Origin of the sequence: Brevundimonas nasdae, from assembly GCF_019395145.1 — a bacterium.
Classification (GTDB): domain Bacteria; phylum Pseudomonadota; class Alphaproteobacteria; order Caulobacterales; family Caulobacteraceae; genus Brevundimonas; species Brevundimonas nasdae.
This window is the reverse complement of record NZ_CP080034.1, coordinates 703,253-721,700: the sequence shown is the minus strand read 5'-3', so window position 1 is coordinate 721,700 and position 18,448 is coordinate 703,253. Positions and strand designations below refer to the sequence as shown.

General features: G+C 65.3%; 15 protein-coding genes. 13 read left to right on the top strand and 2 right to left on the bottom strand.

Annotated features, from left to right (window positions below; translation table 11 throughout):
* The first annotated feature begins 151 nt into the window (after positions 1–151).
* The 3 genes from KWG56_RS03550 to KWG56_RS03540 all read left to right on the top strand — a co-directional run bounded on the left by KWG56_RS03550 (position 152) and on the right by KWG56_RS03540 (position 4,211).
* Positions 152–2,701, top strand: a complete 2,550-nt coding sequence (locus KWG56_RS03550) for a TSCPD domain-containing protein (RefSeq protein WP_219353748.1) — start codon at positions 152–154, stop codon at positions 2,699–2,701.
* A 57-nt stretch (positions 2,702–2,758) separates the two neighbouring features.
* Complete coding sequence (locus tag KWG56_RS03545) at positions 2,759–3,253, top strand: pentapeptide repeat-containing protein (RefSeq protein WP_219353747.1); 495 nt, start codon at positions 2,759–2,761, stop codon at positions 3,251–3,253.
* Between the two features lie 82 nt (positions 3,254–3,335).
* Positions 3,336–4,211 carry a pentapeptide repeat-containing protein gene (locus KWG56_RS03540; protein WP_244999619.1) on the top strand — a complete coding sequence of 292 codons (876 nt, stop codon included), beginning with the start codon at positions 3,336–3,338 and terminating at the stop codon, positions 4,209–4,211.
* A 63-nt stretch (positions 4,212–4,274) separates the two neighbouring features.
* Here KWG56_RS03540 and aspS read toward each other — a convergent pair whose 3' ends face one another.
* Positions 4,275–6,107: an aspartate--tRNA ligase gene (gene aspS, locus KWG56_RS03535; RefSeq protein WP_219353746.1), complete on the bottom strand. Its 1,833-nt coding sequence runs from the start codon at positions 6,105–6,107 to the stop codon at positions 4,275–4,277.
* A 145-nt stretch (positions 6,108–6,252) separates the two neighbouring features.
* Between aspS and KWG56_RS03530 the strand changes: the two genes are divergently transcribed.
* From KWG56_RS03530 to KWG56_RS03500, 7 genes are all read left to right on the top strand, one after another.
* Entirely contained in the window at positions 6,253–7,236 is a 984-nt protein-coding gene (locus KWG56_RS03530) for a hypothetical protein (protein WP_219353745.1), read from the top strand.
* Positions 7,237–7,247: 11 nt separating this feature from the next.
* The gene (locus tag KWG56_RS03525; protein WP_219353744.1) at positions 7,248–7,535 is read left to right on the top strand and encodes a YciI family protein; all 288 of its coding nucleotides are present in this window, start codon (positions 7,248–7,250) and stop codon (positions 7,533–7,535) included.
* An 87-nt stretch (positions 7,536–7,622) separates the two neighbouring features.
* Positions 7,623–8,318, top strand: coding sequence for a P-loop NTPase family protein (locus KWG56_RS03520; RefSeq protein ID WP_219353743.1), 696 nt, complete (start codon positions 7,623–7,625; stop codon positions 8,316–8,318).
* Between the two features lie 128 nt (positions 8,319–8,446).
* Entirely contained in the window at positions 8,447–8,959 is a 513-nt protein-coding gene (locus tag KWG56_RS03515) for a DUF3617 domain-containing protein (RefSeq protein WP_201100414.1), read from the top strand.
* 292 nt (positions 8,960–9,251) lie between these two features.
* Positions 9,252–11,468 carry an RNA degradosome polyphosphate kinase gene (locus tag KWG56_RS03510; protein WP_201100415.1) on the top strand — a complete coding sequence of 739 codons (2,217 nt, stop codon included), beginning with the start codon at positions 9,252–9,254 and terminating at the stop codon, positions 11,466–11,468.
* Positions 11,468–12,955: a Ppx/GppA phosphatase family protein gene (locus tag KWG56_RS03505; protein ID WP_219353742.1), complete on the top strand. Its 1,488-nt coding sequence runs from the start codon at positions 11,468–11,470 to the stop codon at positions 12,953–12,955. Before KWG56_RS03510 ends, KWG56_RS03505 begins: the two co-directional genes overlap by 1 nt.
* Positions 12,956–13,005: 50 nt before the next feature.
* A complete protein-coding gene (locus KWG56_RS03500; protein ID WP_219353741.1) occupies positions 13,006–13,371 on the top strand; it encodes a VOC family protein in 366 nt (121 codons plus the stop codon).
* Here the strand turns inward: KWG56_RS03500 and rnd are convergent.
* Positions 13,368–14,519: a ribonuclease D gene (gene rnd, locus KWG56_RS03495; protein ID WP_219353740.1), complete on the bottom strand. Its 1,152-nt coding sequence runs from the start codon at positions 14,517–14,519 to the stop codon at positions 13,368–13,370. The genes KWG56_RS03500 and rnd overlap by 4 nt on opposite strands.
* 79 nt (positions 14,520–14,598) lie before the next feature.
* Between rnd and purM the strand changes: the two genes are divergently transcribed.
* From purM to KWG56_RS03480, 3 genes are all read left to right on the top strand, one after another.
* Entirely contained in the window at positions 14,599–15,636 is a 1,038-nt protein-coding gene (gene purM, locus KWG56_RS03490; RefSeq protein ID WP_201100419.1) for a phosphoribosylformylglycinamidine cyclo-ligase, read from the top strand.
* Between the two features lie 4 nt (positions 15,637–15,640).
* Complete coding sequence (gene purN, locus KWG56_RS03485; RefSeq protein WP_219353739.1) at positions 15,641–16,225, top strand: phosphoribosylglycinamide formyltransferase; 585 nt, start codon at positions 15,641–15,643, stop codon at positions 16,223–16,225.
* An 87-nt stretch (positions 16,226–16,312) separates the two neighbouring features.
* Complete coding sequence (locus tag KWG56_RS03480; protein WP_219353738.1) at positions 16,313–18,367, top strand: M13 family metallopeptidase; 2,055 nt, start codon at positions 16,313–16,315, stop codon at positions 18,365–18,367.
* The last annotated feature ends 81 nt before the right edge of the window (positions 18,368–18,448 follow it).

Genomic DNA, 18,448 nt, shown 5'->3' with positions numbered 1-18,448 from the left:
GCGCCCCCTTCGTCCAGAGTTCAGGTCGACTTCCGACGACGCCGTTCCAATCGATATCTTGTGGGCAACATGAGCTGCGACCACCAGATATATTGGCAACGCCCCATGACACGCCGTAATCTGAGTGAAGGCTTTCGGGAGACCTCGCCCAATGCGCTTTCAAACCGACCTCACTGTCCTCGCAGACCGAGTCGCGATGGAGACGCGCGAGGTCGAACGGGCCGCAGCGATTGAGACTGTTCTCGCTCCCTCCGGCTGGTCGGACGCCCAGATCGAGGCCTGGCTGGATTGGGCTGACGGTGACGAAGAAACGGGCGACTGGCTGAATGGCTCTGTTGAGGCCTGGATCGCGCCTTTGGTTCAGACGGGGTTGTCGGAAGGCGTCTTCACCAATGCCGCCGAGGCACAGGCGTTCGCCGAGGAGTTGTCCGCCTCCATTCGCCTGGGGCTGGCGTCGCCTGCGTCCAGCGCCCCGAGCGCCGCAGAGATCATCGATCTGTCCGATCCCAGCGCCCCCGCACGACTGGCGGACCATCGCGCGCGCCGCACCAGCGCCAGACTGGGAGCGCAGGCGGCGGAAGCCTTGTCCGACGCTCTATGCGCCGTCGCCGACGCGGTGGACCGCTGCGAGGGGCCGCATGGCGACTGCGCCAACCCGGCGCGTAATCCGGCCCTCGCCCGCGCCGGGGCCGCCGCGCGTCGATGCGGCGCCAGCGACGCCGACATTCTGCGCGCCGCCGATGGCGAGCGGCCGTCCGCCTTTACGGCTGCAACGCCGAACACCGCCCCCTTGGCCGCGCTTGCCGACCGGACCCAGATCGCGGCCGGAGCACCAGAAGCCCTTCTGGCGGCCCAGACCATGCTGGATGGCGGCCTGATCCTGACATTCGATCCGCGTGACGCCGAAGCCCTGATCGGGCAGAGCATCGGACGGGCGGTGCTGAACCTGGGCGCCGTCGAAGCATTGGGAGGCGACACGCCTGCCCTGCTGTCGCATCTGGCACGACTTTGGACAGTGGCGCTCGATCTGCAGACCGCGACGCCACGTTCGATTGCGTTGGGCCTGGAAGGCCTGCTGGCAGCATCCGCATCCGAGCCCGACTTAGCGACGCACGCGAAGGCTCTGGCCGCCATCGTCGCCGCCAGCGCGGCAGAAGCCTCGGTCGAACTGGCCGCCGTGCGTGGCGCGACGCCCGATTGGGACAGCCTCAAGGGCGAGGTTTCAGACGCCCGGACCGCCTCCCAGCCCCGCCGCCATGCCGCCATCGGCCTGTTTGTCGACGACGCCACCGCCCGACTGCGCCTGGGCCTTGGCGCCATAAAACCTGTTGACGTCTTCCAGACCGCTGACGGCGAGATCGGCAGGCGCCTGAACCCGGCGCTGGCCCAGATCATCAAGCGCGAGAGCGGCGACGTGGAGTCTGCGGAACGCCATCTGTTCGGCCGCCGCACCCTGGCGGAAGCGCCGGGCGTCGATCACGCAGCCCTGCGCGCGCTCGGCTTCACCGACATTGAACTGGCCGCCATCGAACAGGGTCTGGCCTGGGCTGACGGGTTCGAAACCGTCTTCGCCGCGCCCGTTCTAGATCCCGGCTTCATCCGCGACGTGCTGGGCATGGAGGATGGCGAAGGCCCGCTGTTGAACCTGCTGGGCATATCTGAAGAAGCAGAGGCCGAAGCTGCACGCTGGGTCTTCGGTCATGGCGATCTGGCGGGCTGGGCCGACGCCCCTCAAGCCATTGCCGGACTGCTGGCCGATCCCGCCCATGCAGAAGCGGAGTTGCGGCGCGCAATCGCCTCGCTCAGCGACACACCGGATGTCACCGCCGAAACCATCGAGTGGCGCGCGACAGCGGCTCAGGCCGCCCGTTTGATCAGTCAGGCGGCAATGGAAGGCCGCCGCGCCATTCGCCTGCAACGCGCCATCCCGCCGGTCGGGCCGCTGCTGGACCTGCCAAATCTCGACGCACCGGTCCGCGCCGAAGCCCCCCGCCCAGCGCCACAACCGACGCCCGAACGGATCGTGGAGCGCGTGGTCGAGCGTCAGCGGGCGCGCCGCAAACTGCCCGACCGCCGCAAGGGCTATATCCAGAAGGCCGCTGTCGGCGGGCACAAGGTCTATATCCACACCGGCGAATACGAAGACGGGGAACTGGGCGAGATCTTCATCGACATGCACAAGGAAGGCGCCGCCTTCCGCAGCCTGATGAACAATTTCGCCATCGCCATCTCGATAGGCCTGCAATACGGCGTGCCGCTGGATGAGTTCGTGGATGCGTTTGTCTTCACCCGGTTCGAGCCGGCGGGGCGGGTCACGGGCAATGACTCGATCAAGTCCGCCACCTCGATCCTGGACTATATCTTCCGCGAACTCGGCGTCTCCTATCTGGACCGGGGCGAACTGGCGAATGCCGAACCCGAAGCGCTGAACGCCGATGGTCTGGGCGAAGCCCCGCCGCAGGGCGAGGCGGTTCCCGCCGCCCGTTTCATCTCCAAGGGGTTCGCGCGCGGCTCGGCGCCGGACAATCTGGTCGTGCTGCCGTTTGGCAAGAAGGCTGATCCTGAAGCTAGAACAGCCGCCAACACCGAGGCCGTCGCCTGCCCTTCGTGCGGTGATTTCAGCCTGCAGCAACGCGGCGCGGCCTGGGTCTGCGACACCTGCGGAGCGGCGCCTGCGCTCAAGGGCGGCGATCAGGGGTAAATTAAGGGATTTGGCCTAGGCTTTGCTGGAAGACGATCAAACGTCGGAGCCCGGTCCATGAAGAATACAATCCGTCTCGGCCTGATCGCCGCCGCTCTGCTGGCGGCAGCCACGCCCGCCCTCGCCCAGAATGCGGGCCAGATCGCCAGCGTGCGGCGCGGCGCATCCTGTGCAGGCTGCAACCTGTTCCAGGGTGATTTCTCGGGTCTGGAGGTGCGCGGCCTGAACCTGTCGGGCGCGCGTCTGCGTCAGGCGGACCTCAGCCTCAGCGTCATGAACCGCACGCGCTTCTCGAACGCCGATCTGCGTGATGTGGAGGCCTATGGCGCGGTGCTTTCCAGTTCGAACTTTTCCGGCGCCAACCTGACCAACGCCAGCTTTGTCGGCGCCTATCTGCAAGGCGCCAACTTCTCAGGCGCGACCCTGGCCGGGACCAATCTGTCCGGCGCACAACTGAACCGCGCGACCGGCCTGACGCAGAGCCAGTTGAACCGCGCCTGCGGCGACGGCTCCACAATCCTGCCCGGCGGCCTGCGCATTCCCGCCTGCTGAAAGCCTGAGACCTGTCCGCGTTTTAACGAAGTTACCTCGATTTAAGTAGGTGCGCCGGGGGTTTCGGGGCATTCAGTGGCTTGTGAAACAGATCGCTCGACATCTTCGGACTGGCTCCGCATTCGCCCTTCTGGCCATCGGCGGCGTGCTCCTCGCCTCGCCAGCGGTGGCTGAAGTTTCGGTGACTATTCAGGACCGTGACGTGGCCCGCTCGGTGTCGCTGGGCGGTTCATGCAACCGCTGCGAACTGTCTGGCCGCAACCTGTCCGGGGCCGCCTTCACCGGCGCCAGCTTCATGAACGCGACCCTGGTAGGCGCAAATCTGCGCGGCGCGGAAATGGTCGGCTCCAACTTCACCGGCAGCGATTTCAGCCGGGCCAATCTGTCAGGCGTGCAGATTGTCGGCGCCAACTTCACCTCAACCAACTTCACCCGCGCTGTGCTGACAGGGGCCGAGGCGCAGGGGTCATCCTTTGTGCGGGCGAACATGACCCAAGCCGATCTGACCGGCGGCGAAATGCACGGCGTGAACTTCAGTAACGCCACCCTGATGAACACCAAGTTTGTCGGCGCGGAGTTGTTCGGCGCGACACTGGCCAATGTCACGGCCACGGGTGCGGATTTCAGCGGCGCGGAAGTGAACGCGGCGAACCTGAGAGGCGGCGATTTCAGCAACGCCCGTTTCGTCTCGGCGACCCTGGACGGCGCGCGCCTGTCAGATGGACGTTTCGCCAGAGCCGACTTCACAGACGCCTCAATGCGGCGCGCGGACATTCGCGGTGCCGACCTGTCGGAAGCGCGCGGCCTGACACAGGATCAGGTCGGAGAGGCCTGCGGCGACGAGACCACACGCCTGCCCGGCCGACTGACGGCCATGGCCTGCCGGGGATCGGTGCGGGTGATCCGGTCGTCAACGCCGCCGACGCCGCCAACGCCCCCCACTCCGCCTCGGCGCTGATTCCGAACAATAAAAAGGGGACGCCGAGGCGTCCCCTTTATCATTTCCGGACGCGACCGCTGATCAGACCTTGATCGGCGGGGCGGTGCGGATGTGCAGTTCTTTCAGTTGCTTGTCCGCGACCGGCGACGGCGCGCTCATCAACAGGTCTTCGCCCTGCTGGTTCAACGGGAAGGCGATGACTTCGCGGATGGCCGTCTGGTTGGCCAGCAGCATGACGATGCGGTCGATGCCGGGGGCCAGACCGCCGTGCGGCGGCGCGCCATAGCGGAAGGCGTTCAACATGCCGCCGAACTGTTCTTCGACCACCGAGGCGTCGTAGCCCGCGATGTCGAAGGCCTTCAGCATGATCTCGGCCTTGTGGTTCCGGATCGCGCCCGAGCACAGCTCATAGCCATTGCAGACGATGTCGTACTGATAGGCGCGGATGGTCAGAGGATCCTGCGTCTCCAGAGCCTCCAGACCGCCCTGCGGCATCGAGAACGGGTTGTGGCTGAAGTCGACCTTCTTCTCTTCTTCCGACCATTCGAACATCGGGAAGTCGACGATCCAGCAGAACTTGAACTGGTCCTCGTCGACCAGCTTCAGCTCCGTGCCGACGCGGGTGCGGGCCAGGCCTGCAAACTTGGCAAAGACCGACGGCAGACCCGCCGTGAAGAAGGCGGCGTCGCCCTTGCCCAGACCCAGAGAGGCCATCAGGGCCTCGGTCGGCTCCTGGCCCAGGTTCTTGGCGATGGGGCCGCCCCAGGCGCCCTGGTCGTCGGACCAGAAGATATAGCCCAGACCCGGCTGGCCCTCGCCCTGCGCCCACGAGTTCATCCGGTCGCAGAAGGCGCGCGAACCGCCGGTCGGCGCCGGAATGGCCCAGACGGCGTTCTTTTCATCGGCGTCCAGGATCTTGGCGAAGAGACCGAAGCCGCCGCCGCGGAAGTGGTCGGACACCACCTGCATCTTGATCGGGTTGCGCAGGTCCGGCTTGTCCGAACCGTACCAGGCCATCGACTGGGCATAGGTCAGACGCTCGAAGCCCTTGTGCTCCAGCGTCTCGCCGAAATCGTTGGTGAAGGTGTGGGCTCCGTCGATCGGCGAGACCGGCTTGCCGTCGCTGAACTCTTCGAACACGCCGTGCATGACGGGTTCGATGGCGGCGAAGACGTCTTCCTGGGTGACGAAGCTCATCTCCACGTCGAGCTGGTAGAATTCCAGCGAACGGTCGGCGCGCAGGTCTTCGTCGCGGAAGCAGGGCGCGATCTGGAAATAACGGTCAAAGCCAGAGACCATCAGCAGTTGCTTGAACTGCTGAGGCGCCTGCGGCAGCGCATAGAATTTCTCGGGGTGCAGACGCGACGGCACCAGGAAGTCACGCGCGCCTTCCGGCGACGAAGCCGTCAGGATCGGGGTTTGGTATTCTAGGAAGCCCTGGCCGAACATGCGGTTGCGGATCGATTGGATCACCTTGGACCGCAGCACGATGTTCTTGTGCAGCGTCTCACGGCGCAGATCCAGGAAGCGGTTTTTCAGGCGGATTTCTTCCGGATATTCCGGCTCGCCAAAGACCGGCAGCGGCAGCTCTGCGGCTTCCGACAGGACCTCGACCGACTTGACGCGAACTTCGATCTCGCCGGTCGGCAGGTTGGCGTTGACGGTGCCGTCCTCACGCCCGACGACCTCGCCGTCGATCTTGATGACGCTTTCGGCGCGCAGGCGTTCGACCGCCGCAAAGCCCGGCGTCTCCGGATGCAGGACCAGTTGCGTCAGGCCGTAGTGGTCGCGCAGGTCGATGAACAGCAGGCCGCCGTGGTCGCGCTTGCGGTGAACCCAGCCCGACAGCCGGACATTCGAGCCTGCATCCGTCGACCGGAGGGCGCCGCAGTTATGGGAGCGATAGGCGTGCATGAGAATCGTCTGGACTGGGCCGCGCGCGCGGCGAAAATCGGAAGCGGCGTAGGGCGCACCATCCCCCCTGAAAGTCAAGGTTTGAGGCTTGCCAAGGCGCTCCAGGCACGTCACCTGAGAGCATACATTGCACCCCAGGTTGAAAATGTCGCCTCGCACTCTGGTTCCAATCGTCCTAGCCGTCGTCCTTCTGACGCTCGGCAGCGTCTTCTCCACCGCCCGGGGTCAGGTCCCATCCGAGCTGACAGGCCGTTGGATTTGGTCTGTCGAGGGCAGGCCCACCTTCATACTGGACGTCGATGAAACCGTGGCGAGCGGCGCCATCCTGACCCGACCGGAGCAGGTCACCCTGATGCGCGACGGCACGGTCGGCGACGTTCAAGGCCCCGTATCCGCCCAACCGCTTGAGTTGACGGTCGAAGCCTCCAACCGGTTGAAACTGGTGCGGCGCTCGGACGGGCGCATCTATTATCTGCGCCTCAAGGCGCCAGGCTCGGCCCTGATGACGCTGGGCGACGCGCCCATTCCCCCACTGGTCCTATACCGGCCATATGATCCCGATGTCGTGGTCGCCGACTGGGGCGGCGACCGTTCCTATGACCGCATGGTCCTGCCGCAAGATCAGATCGAACCGAACCCGGAGCTTGCGGCCCTGTTCAACGCCGACCAAGCCGTTCGCCAGAACGCGATGACCCTGGGTTCGGACGTGGCGCAACAGGACCGTCAACGACGTGAGCGGGTGCGTGAACTCATAAGCGCCGGCGAAGTTCGCAGCGGGCGCGACTACTATCACGCCGCCTTCATCTTCCAGCATGGCGACAATCCGGACGACTATCTGCTGGCCCATGCGCTGGCCGTGACGGCGGTCGCCTTGAATGAAACCCAGGCGTCGTGGATCGCCGCCGCAACGCTGGATCGCTATCTGCAGAACATCGGCCGCCCCCAGATCTACGGAACACAGTTCCAGATTCCTCATGACGGCGGCGACGTGACCCAAGGCGCCTATGACCGTGATCTCATTTCGGACAGCGTCCGCGCCGCCGCTGGCGTGCCCTCGCTTGCCGAGCAGGACGCGCAGGCCGAATCCTATAGAAGACAGCGCGACACCCGCCCCTCGACCGGCCAGTAAGGACTCAAGCCATGTTCGTCGTCACCCTCACCTACACCAAGCCGATTGAAGCGATCGAGGCCAAGACGGTCGAACACCGCGCCTGGCTGGACCAGCATGTCGCCAGCGGTCTGGTGATTGCGGCCGGCCCGATGGTTCCACGCACCGGCGGCATCCTGATCGTGCGCAGCGGCGGCACGAAGGAAGAGCTGATCGCCCTGCTGAAAGACGACCCGTTCCAGGTCGCCGACCTGGCCACCTACACTGTGACCGAGTTCAATGCGGGCAAGTTGAACCCCGCCCTGGCCCCATTCGCCTGATTTCATCCACAAAACGGCCCTTTCCCTCCCCAAGACCAACAGGGTGGGGCCGGAGCAGTCGGCGGCCGCGTCTGCTATGACAGTCACATGACTGCGCAGAGCGCCCCGCCCCCATCCGCTGAAGAACAGCTGCGGCTGCCGTTGGAACGACACGGCGAAGCCGAGGCGTTTGTCGTGTCTGACAGCAATGCGGACGCAGCCGGCGTTCTGGCGCGCTGGCCGGACGGCGTCGGTTCGGTGCTGTCGCTTTATGGCCCGCCGGGATCAGGCAAGAGCCGGCTCGCCGCCGAATGGGCGGAACGGGTCGGCGCCATGCCCCTGCACGGCGCAGAAGCCGCCCTGATTGATCCGCTGGAATTGGAGGGCCGCCCCGTTCTGCTGGATCGCGCGCCGGACGCCGACGACGAGAGCCTGTTTCACCTGATCAATCTGGCAAATGCGGGGGGCGGCGCCCTGTTGCTGGTGTCGCGCGACGCGCCGCGTAGCTGGACCGTCGCCCTGCCCGACCTGCGTTCCAGACTGGACGCCCTGCGCACCGTCGCCGTCGAAGCGCCGGACGATGTGGTTCTGTCCGTAATCCTGCGCGCGCGCTTCGCCGAACGCAGCATCGCGCCCGCCGATGAGGTGATTGACTATCTGGTGCGTCGCCTCGATCGCTCTGCAGAATCGGCGGCGACGGTGGTGGAGCGGCTGGACGCTTTACACCGCCCGGTCACGCGCGTTCTGGCGCGCCAGGTGCTGGACGAGATGCAAAAGCCTGAGAGCGTCGACGACGCTGATTGACGCGTCTGTTCCACATTCTGAGAAGAACCAGTTTTCGACACAATCGACCCGAAAATATTGAACGTAAGGCGAAGACGTGACGTTGGGCTGCTGGAGCGGGATAGGCTCCGGATAGGGAAACGTCTAAAATGCGCGTTCAGATTGCTCTGATCTCCGCCGTCGCTTTGCTGGCGGCATGTTCCAACCCTGACAACAAGACCAAGACGGAAGGCGACGGCGCTGCTGCGCCTGCAGCCCCGGCTGCGGCGACCATGCCTGCGCCCAAGCCCGGTCTGTGGCAGCAGACGATTTCGGGCGGCGCCATGCCCGCCCCGACGACCGTCAAGATGTGCGTCGGCCCGACGGTGGAAGGCGAAAATCCCTTCAGCGCCCCGCAACCCGGCGTGGCGTGCAGCGAGAACAGCGTCAAGGCCGCACCAGGCGGCGCCGAGTTCCACTCGGTCTGCAATGCGCAAGGCATGACCGTCACCTCGGACGGCAAGGTCTCCGGCAATATGGATTCCGCCTACAAGATCGACATCACGACCAAGACCGCCGGTCCTAATGTTCCGCCGCAGATGGCCGAGATGAAGATGACCATCGACGCCACGCGTCTGGGCGACTGCCCGGCGGGCACGGCGCCCGGCGCCGTCGTCCAGTAAGCCTGCTGAAAAGGGACGGTCGAAAGGCCGTCCCGACTTTCCGCCTAACGCTGCTGTCGGCGTCTCCAGCGGCGCAATAGACGATAGGGGCTGGGTTGGCCCAGCAGATCCCACACAAAGGCGAGTATCAACAAGGCGACGATGAGGGCCGCAAGCGCGAGCATGATTTAATCCTGAACAGGTCGCCTTGGGGAGAAGGCTGCGCAAGATAGCGCCGATATCTTACGCTGCGCCATCATGAAAATGCCTGCGGCGACTTGCGACTGTCATAGTCGCGCGCGACAACCACGACATGACTGACGCAGCGATCCATGACGCCACCCGTGGCGAGGAAGTCCCCGCCTCGCGCGCCCCGCAACTGGCGCTGAATGAAGAGCTGATCAACTCGCCCACGCGGTTCTTCAACCGCGAAACTTCCTGGCTGGCGTTCAATGAGCGTGTGCTGGAAGAAGCGGCGAACCCGAACCACCCCCTGCTGGAGCGCCTGCGCTTCCTGTCGATCTCGGCCAATAATCTGGACGAGTTCTTCATGACCCGGGTTGCGGGCCTGAAAGGGCAGTTGCGCGAGCGCGTGCGGGTTCTGTCCGCCGACGGCCTGACGCCTGCAGAACAGCTGGAGCAAATCAATGTCGCGGCCGGCGAGCTGATGGCCGAACAGCAGGTCCGCTGGCGTCAGCTGAAGAAGGAGCTGATCGGCGCCGGGATCGAGGTCGTCGATCGCCACCAGATCACCAAGACCGAGCGCGATCGGCTGGAGCCCGAGTTCCTGAACCAGTTGTTCGCGGTTCTGACGCCTCTGGCCATCGACCCGGCGCACCCTTTCCCCTTCCTGCCCAATCTAGGTTTCTCGCTGGCGCTGAAGCTGAAGCGCAAGGGCGAGGCCAAGACCTTCTACGCGCTGGTGCCGGTGCCGACCCAGGTGCGCCGCTTCTGGGAATTGCCGACCGACGGCCGCTCCACGCCGGGCCGCAAGCGGTTCATCACGCTGGAAAACGTGCTGCTGCTGTTCATCGATCACCTGTTCCCGGGCTGCGAGGTTCTGGAAAAGGGTGTGCTGCGCCTGATCCGCGACAGCGATATCGAGATCGAGGAAGAGGCCGAGGACCTGGTTCTGGAGTTCGAAGAGGCGTTGAAACAGCGGCGTCTCGGATCGGTCGTGCGCGTCAAGATCGAGGCCTCCATGCCGGGCGATCTTCGCGACTTCATCGTCGGCGAACTGGAGGCCGCGCCGCAGGACGTGGTTCTGGTCGATGGGATGCTGGGTCTGGCGCAGCTGTCGGACCTGATCCCCGCCGGACACCCGGACCTGAAGTTCAAGGCTTATGAGCCGCGCTATCCTGAGCGGGTGCGCGACTTCGGCGGCGACATCTTCGCGGCGGTCCGTGAAAAGGACATGCTGATCCACCACCCGTTCGAAAGCTTCGACGTGGTTGTGCAGTTCCTGCGTCAAGCCGCCCGCGATCCGAACGTGCTGGCCATCAAACAGACCCTGTATCGGACATCGAAAGACAGCCCCATCGTCGCCGCCCTGATCGAAGCGGCCGAGAACGGCAAGAACGTCACCGCCCTGGTCGAACTGAAGGCGCGGTTCGACGAAGAAGCCAATCTGCGGTGGGCACGGGCGATGGAGCGGGCGGGCGTCCACGTCGTCTTCGGCTTCGTGGAGTACAAGACCCACGCCAAGCTGAGCGTGGTGGTGCGACGCGAGGGCGAGGGTCTTCGCACCTATTGCCACTTCGGCACCGGCAACTACCACCCGGTCACGGCCAAGATTTACACCGACCTGTCGCTGTTCAGCTGCGACCCTGTTCTGAGCCGCGACGCCAGCCGGGTGTTCAACTACATCACCGGCTACGCCACGCCGGACGAACTGGAGGCGCTGGTCGTCTCACCGCTGAACATGAAATCCACCCTGATCGAACTGATCGGCAAGGAGATGTCGGCAGCGGCGATGGGCAAGCCCGCCGCCATCTGGGTCAAGCTGAACTCGCTGGTTGACCCCGAAATCATCGACGCCCTGTACCGCGCCAGCCAATGGGGCGTGCGGATCGACCTGGTGGTGCGCGGCATCTGCTGTCTGCGGCCCGGCGTTACGGGGCTTTCGGAGAACATCCGGGTCAAGTCGATCGTCGGCCGGTTCCTGGAGCATAGCCGGATCGTCTGTTTCGCCAACGGCAAGGACCTGCCGCACGACAAGGCCAAGGTATTCATCTCGTCCGCCGACTGGATGACGCGTAATCTGGACCGTCGGGTCGAGGTGATGACGCCCATCCGCAACGCCACCGTCCATGATCAGGTTCTGGACCAGATCATGGTCGCCAATCTGAAGGACGACGCACAAAGCTGGGTTCTGGACGCCGAGGGCCGCTACACCCGTGTGCAACCCGCCGATCCTGAGCGCCCCTTCTCGGCGCACAAGTATTTCATGACCAATCCCAGCCTGTCGGGCCGCGGCCGCAAGGTGAAGACCCTGCCTTCGGTGCTTCGCTATGAGCGCCCGGGCCGCTGATGCCGGATATCGAACTTCCAGGCCGTGAGATCGCGGCCATCGACATCGGCTCCAACTCTGTTCGTCTGGTGCTGTACCGGCTGGAAGGCCGGGCGATCTGGACCGTATTCAACGAGAAGGTTCTGGCCGGTCTGGGCCGCGACCTGCCGACCACGGGCAAGCTGTCGCGCGAAGGCGTGAGCATGGCGATGACGGCCCTGCGCCGCTTCGCCGCCGTGCTGGAGGGCGTGCGTCCCCACACCACCCTGATCGCCGCCACCGCCGCCGTGCGAGAGGCCAAGGACGGCCCAGACTTCTGTCGGCGCGTAGCCGAGGAGACCGGCCTGGTCATCCGCGTGCTATCCGGCGAGGAAGAGGCCAAATACGCCGCCATGGGGGTTCTGGCCGGGGCGCCCAGCGCGCACGGCGTCTCGGCCGACATGGGCGGGACCAGTCTGGAACTGACGCACCTGAACGGCCACGGCGTCGAACATGGCATGACCCTGCCGCTGGGGCCGTTCGCCCTGGCCGAGGGCAAGGGTTTCGACGCCGCACGCATCAAGACCCGGATCGACGAACGACTTAGGCCGGTCGCCGGCCAGTTCCGCTCGGATCGACTCTACGCCGTCGGCGGCGCCTGGCGCACCCTGGCCCAGGTGCAGATGTCGCTGAAATCCTATCCGCTGAAAGTCGTGCATCAGTACGAAATGTCGGCGGAAGACGCCCTGGAGACAGCGCGGCTGGTCGCGCAACAATCGGCGGCGGGTCTGGCGAAACTGCCCGGCGTCTCCAAGAAACGCGCCGAGACCCTGCCCTACGCCGGTCTGGTGCTGGAGGGGCTGATCAACAATCTGGGCCTGAAGACCATCGAGATGTCCGCCTGGGGCGTTCGTGAAGGTTTGTTGTTCGAGACCCTGGATGAGACCGTGCGGACGGCGGACCCGTTGCTGGCAGGCTGTGCGGCGCTTGGCGGGCGTCAGGGCATCGACCCCGCGCTGCCCGGCGCCCTGACCCGCTGGATCGCCGATATCGTCGCCGCTCTGCCCACAGCCTTCGGCGAGACGCGCGACGATGTGCTGACGCGCGCCGCCTGCCGTCTGGCCGATCTGGGGGCCCGGCTGCATCCCGATCACAGGTTGGAGCTGGTGTTCGACCAGGTTCTGCGTGCGCCCGTCGCGGGCATCAGCCACTCTGAACGCGCCTTTCTGGCCAGTGTGATGAACGCCCGCTATGGCGGCGGATCCGCCACGCCCCAGCCCGATGCGGTCAATCGTCTGCTGAGCGATGACGCCCGACGCCGCGCACGGGCGCTGGGTCTGGCGATCCGGCTGGCCTGCGATCTGTCGGGCCGTTCCGCCCAGCTGCTGAACAGTGCGGCGGCGCGCGTGAAGGGCGGCGACCTGCGCCTGACGGCGGAACACGGCTATGATGACGTGCTGCTGGGCGAACAGACGAAGAAGCGCGCCAAGGCCCTGGCCGAGGCCATGGGACTGGGTCTGTCGATCTAGACAGACCCGCAGACAAGGATCAGCCTGTCTCGGACAACAGGGAGGCGATCATGCCCGTGACCGGAATCGGCGGCTTCTTTTTTCGCACGCAGGACCCGCAGGCCCTTGCCGCCTGGTATCTGAAACATCTGGGCGTCGGCGCGCCCGAAGGTCAATTCCTGTGGGACCAGCAGGCGGGCCCCACCGTCTTTTCGCCCTTCCCGCAGACCACCGACTATTTCGCAGCCGAGAAGGGCTGGATGCTGAACCTGCGCGTCGAAGGTCTGGACGACCTGCTGACCGCGCTTAGAGCCGCTGGAATAGAGGTCATCACCAAGGACGAATGGGACGCCACGCCCGAAATCGGTCGTTTCGCCCGCATCCATGACCCGGAAGGCAACCCCATCGAACTGTGGCAGCCGCCCCGCGAAAACTAGCCTTCGATTTCCACGACCTCGACGCGCGATCCGCTGAGGACCAGGGCGATTTCGCCGCGCTTCAGCTTCAAGGCGTCCTCACCGAACAACTGACGGCGCCAGCCCTTCATGGCCTCGACATCGGCGTCGTCGCTGATGGCGATCTTCTCCAGATCGGCCGATGTGGCGATCAACTTGGAGGCCACGCCCGCATTGTCGCTCTTGGCCTTCAACAACACCTTCAGCAGTTCCACCACCGACGGCGGCGCGGGCTGACGGTGGGCCGGGCGCTCCATTTCCGGGGCATGCGCCTCAGGATCAGCCAGGACACGCTTCAGCTCTTCGGCCAGCTCCAGGCCCAGGCGCGATCCGCCAAAACCCTTCGGCACCGAACGCAGACGGTTGAAGGCCTCGGTGTCGGTCGGCGTCTGCTGGGCGATCTCGTCGATGCCCTCGTCCTTGAGGATGCGGCCGCGCGGTTGGTCACGCTCCTGTGCAGCGCGTTCGCGCCAGACAGCGACAGCCTTGAACGCAGCCAGATACTTGGCCGAGAACTTCTTGGGCTTCAGACGCTTCCACGCGTTCTCGGGATTGGTGTCATAGATGGCCGGATCGACCAGACCTTCCATCTCGGTCGTCACCCAGTCCAGACGCCCCTCCTTGGCCAGCCGGTCGCGCAGCTTGGGATAAAGGGCTGCCAGATGGGTCACGTCGCCCAGGGCATAGACCAGTTGGCTTTCCGACAACGGGCGACGGCCCCAGTCGGTGAAGCGGCTGCCCTTGTCCACCTCGATGCGCAGCATCTGGCGAACCAGCGAATCATAGGCCACCTGTTCGCCAAAGCCCGCCGCCATCGCCGCAACCTGGGTGTCGAACATCGGCTTGGGCATCGCGCCCAGACGCACGAAGATTTCAACATCCTGTCTGCAGGCGTGAAAGACCTTCACGATCTTCTCGTCACGCAGCAGGTTCAGGAAGGGCTCAAGGTCCAGGCCCTCGGCCATCGGATCAATGATTCCGGCATGTTCGCTGGACGCCGCCTGAATCAGGCACAGGCGCGGCCAATAGGTCGTCTCCCGCATGAACTCGGTGTCGACCGTGATGAACGGGGCGGTGGACAGGCGGGCGCAGAACTCGGCCAGCGCCTCATTGGTGGTGATTGGCGTCATTCCGGTGCTATAGCCCCGCGCAACCTACCTGTGGCAAGAGCCGCGCTGCATTTCCGCCCCGATTCAGGCCCTGAAAACCATGAGCGACACCCAAAAGCCTCTCGAAAACGGCCTGACCTACGCCGATGCGGGCGTGGACATCGACGCAGGCGAGTTGCTGGTCGAACATATCAAGCCCCTGGCCAAGTCCACGGCGCGCCCCGGATCGGAGCCCTCGCTGGGCGGTTTCGGCGCCCTGTTCGACCTGAAGGCCGCCGGTTTCGAAGACCCGCTGATCGTCAGCACGACGGACGGCGTCGGCACCAAGCTGAAAATCGCCATCGAGACGGGCCGCCATGACGGCGTCGGCGTCGATCTGGTCGCCATGTGCGTCAACGACCTGCTGGCCCAGGGCGCAGAGCCTCTGCTGTTCCTCGACTATTACGCCACGGGCCGTCTCGAGATCGACGCCGCCCGCCGCGTGGTCGCGGGCATCGCCGAGGGCTGCCGTCAGGCTGGCGCGGCTCTGGTCGGGGGCGAGACCGCCGAAATGCCGGGCATGTACACCGAAGGCGACTACGACCTGGCGGGCTTCAGCCTGGGCGCCGTCGAGCGCGGTCACGCCCTGCCCTATCTGGATCGTCAGGCGGCAGGCGACGTGATCATCGGCCTGGCCTCCACCGGCCCGCACTCCAACGGCTATTCGCTGGTGCGCAAGGTGGTCGAGAAATCCGGCCTGGCCTGGGGCGATGACGCGCCCTTCGCCAAAGACCGTTCGCTGGCGCAGGCCCTGATGGAGCCGACCCGCATCTATGTGAAGCCGGTCCTGCCGCTGATGAAGGCCGGTCTGGTCAAGGGCGCAGCCCACATCACGGGCGGCGGCCTGATCGAAAACCCGCCGCGCTGCATCGCCGACGGTCTGCAGGCGGCGTTCGACTGGGATTCGTGGCCCATGCCCGCCGTGTTCCAGTGGCTGGCCGAAACCGGCGGCATCAGCGACCACGAAATGCGCCGCACCTTCAACTGCGGCGTCGGCTTCATCCTGATCGTCGCGCCCGAGAATGCAGAACCCGTTCTGGCAGCCCTGCTGAACGCCGGCGAAGTCGCCTTCGTCTGCGGACAACTGGAAGCCGCCTGATCCGATGAAAACACGCGTCGCCGTCCTGATATCGGGGACCGGCTCCAATATGGCGGCCCTGATCGAGGCCGCCAACGCGCCCGACTGCGCCTATGAAGTCGTGCTAGTGCTGTCGAATGTCGAAGGCGCTGGTGGGCTGAAACTGGCAGAGGCGGCGGGCGTCAGGACGGCGACCATCGCCCACAAACCCTTCGGCAAGGACCGCGAGGCGCATGAGAAGGCGGTGGATCAGGCGCTGCGCGACGCCGGGGTCGAGGTGATCGCCCTGGCGGGTTATATGCGCGTGCTGACGCCCTGGCTTGTCGGTGGGTGGCGCGGGCGGATGCTGAACATTCACCCCAGCCTGCTGCCTCTATACCCCGGCCTGGACACCCATGCGCGCGCCATCGCGGCTGGAGACGCCGAAGCGGGCTGCACCGTGCATCTGGTGACCGAGGGTGTCGACGAAGGCCCCATCCTGGGTCAGGCGCGCGTGCCGATCCAGCAGGGCGATACGCCCGCCCTGCTGGCCGAGCGGGTCAAGACCGCCGAACACAGGCTTTATCCGCAACAGTTGGACGTTTTCTGCCGGGGTCTGGAGCGCGCCTGAACGCGCCCTATATTACCAAATCTTAATGCGACAGCCTGTCGCACCGGCGCGAAGGTGCCGCCCAATAGAAACAGGATCTGTCCCTAAATGAATCGCATTCGTCTGATGGCCGCCTGCTCGGCCTGCATCGTGGTCGCCCTGACGGGCGGCGGTGCTTCGGCTCAGGAACATTCGCACGGCGGCGCGGGCGCCCATTCGCCCTTCGGAGCCTGGGGCTTTGACCTGGCGGGCCGCGACACGGCGGTGAAGCCCGGCGACGATTTCAACGAATATGCGAACGGGACCTATCTGCGGACGACGGAAATCCCTGCCGACAAGGCCCGCTTCGGCCCGTTCGACGTCCTGTATGAGAACGCCCAGTCGCAGCTGAAATCCATCATCGAGACCAGCGCCGCCAATCCGACGAACGACAACGCCCGCAAGGTCGGCGCCCTGTACGCCAGCTTCATGGACGAGGCCCGCGTCGAGCAACTGGGCGCCCAGCCGCTGGCCGCTGATCTGGCGGCGATCAAGGCCGTGACCGATCGTTCGGGCGTCGCGCGCCTGATGGGCCAGTCGCATTCGAAGTTCGGCGGCTCTTTGTTTGGCGTCGATGTGTTCGAAGACCTGCAGAACCCGGACCTGAACTCGGCCTATCTGGGTCAGGGCGGCCTGGGCCTGCCGGACCGCGACTATTATCTGAAGCCTGATTTCGCCAGCCAGCGCGAAGCCTATCTGGCCTATCTGACCCGCACCCTGACCGCCATCGGCTGGACCGATCCGGCCAAGTCCGCCGCAGACATCCTGGCCTTCGAAACCAAGGTCGCTGAGAAGCACTGGACCACGGTCGAACGTCGCCAGATCGACAAGATCTACAACCCGACCAAGGTTGCAGACCTGGCGACCCAGGCCCCCGGCTTTGATTGGGCCGCCTTCCTGGACGGCGCGCAGATCGCAAACGTCGACACCCTGGTGGTGATGGAGAACACCGCCATTCCGGGCATCGCCCAGGTGTTCGCCGACACGCCGGTCGAAACCCTGAAGGCGTGGCAGGCCTCGCAGCTGGCAGATCAGGCCGCGCCCTATCTGTCCAAGGCCTTCGTGGATTCGCGCTTCGAGTTCCGCGGCAAGACCCTGCGCGGCCAGCCGGAGAACCGTCCACGCTGGAACCGCGGCGTTGCCCTGGTCGACGGCCAGCTGGGCGAGGTGCTGGCCCAGGAATATGTGCGCCTGCACTTCCCCGCCTCGTCCAAGGCCCAGATGGAGACGCTGGTGGGCAACATCAGCGCCGCCATGACCGAGCGCCTGAAAAACCTGGACTGGATGAGCGAAGCCACCCGCCAGCAAGCCCTCTACAAGATGTCCAAGTTCGGCGTGAAGATCGGCTATCCCGACAAGTGGCGCAGCTATGACGGTCTGGAGCTGACCGCCAACGACCTCTACGGCAATGTCGAACGTTCCAGCGCCTTCGAATGGGCCTTCAAGCGCGCCAAGATCGGCAAGCCGGTCGATCCGCTGGAATGGGGCATGACGCCCCAGACGGTGAACGCCTATTACAACCCGCCGCGCAACGAGATCGTCTTCCCGGCCGCCATCCTGCAGGCGCCCTTCTTCGATCCTAACGCGGACGCAGCGGTCAACTATGGCGGCATCGGCGCGGTCATCGGCCACGAGATCACGCACGGCTTCGACGATCAGGGCCGCAAGTCCGATGGCGACGGCGTGCTGCGCGACTGGTGGACGCCGGAAGACGCCGCCCGCTTCGAAGAACGCGCCAAGGTGCTGGGCGCCATCTATGACTCGCTGGAGCCCCTGCCCGGCATGCACGTCAATGGCGAGCTGACCATGGGCGAGAACATCGCCGACCTGGGTGGACTACTGCTGGCGCTGGACGCCTATCACAAGTCCCTGAACGGCCAGCCCGCGCCCGTGATCGATGGCCTGACCGGCGATCAACGCGTCTTCCTGGGCTGGGCGCAGGTCTGGCGCGAGAAATCGCGCGAGGCGGCGCTGAAGGAGCAGCTGACCACCGACCCGCACTCGCCGGGCGCCGTGCGTGCCGCCACCTCGCCGCGCAACATCGACGCCTGGTACGCCGCCTTCGGCGTCTCGCCGGATCAGAAGGAGTTCATCGCTCCCGAGGCCCGCGCGCGCATCTGGTAAGGCGATACGGCCACAAAACGACAGCGGCCCCGGAGAGCGATCTCCGGGGCCGTTTTCTTTGGCTGGCGCAGCACAAAGAAA